The organism is Paenibacillus agaridevorans (assembly GCF_003112455.1).
In the GTDB taxonomy this organism is placed as follows: domain Bacteria; phylum Bacillota; class Bacilli; order Paenibacillales; family Paenibacillaceae; genus Pristimantibacillus; species Pristimantibacillus agaridevorans.
The window spans coordinates 510,496-511,046 of sequence record NZ_BDQX01000171.1 but is presented as its reverse complement, the minus strand read 5'-3'; the positions used below and the strand labels follow the sequence as shown (position 1 = coordinate 511,046).

The 551-nt window shown below is 58.6% G+C and carries 1 protein-coding gene; it reads left to right on the top strand.

Annotated features, from left to right (window positions below):
* Nucleotides 1-97: 97 nt before the first annotated feature.
* The coding region (locus PAT3040_RS38715) for a DEAD/DEAH box helicase (protein WP_258235012.1) at nt 98-551 on the top strand (454 nt) is incomplete at its 3' end.

Sequence of the window (551 nt, the reverse complement as noted above, 5' to 3'; positions counted from 1 at the left end):
GTTGACGGCCGTATAACGCGGCCGGTACAGGAGGACCCTGACAGATGCTGCCAGGGTCCTTTTGTTTTTTGGGAGCCATTGAAGGAGGGGGAGAGGAATGGAGCAAGCATTATCGTTATTAAAGCAAGTGTATGGCTATGACAGCTTCCGCAAAGGGCAGGAGGACATTATCGCCGGAATCGTGGACGGGCATGACACGCTGGCCATTCTGCCGACGGGCGGGGGCAAATCGATCTGTTACCAGCTGCCAGCCCTGCTGCTGCCCGGCACGACGCTCGTCATCTCGCCGCTGATCTCGCTGATGAAGGATCAAGTAGACAGTTTGCGTCGACTCGGCGTGTCGGCGGCATTCTTGAACAGCTCGCTAGGCGCAGCCGAATACAGGGAGGTGCTGCGAGGAGCGATGCAAGGCGACTATAAGCTGCTCTACGTCGCGCCGGAGCGTCTGGACTCCGCTATGTTCCAGTCGTTGTCGGAGCAGCTTCAAATCCCGCTAATCGCCATTGACGAGGCGCATTGCGTCTCGCAGTGGGGGCATGACTTCCGGCCGA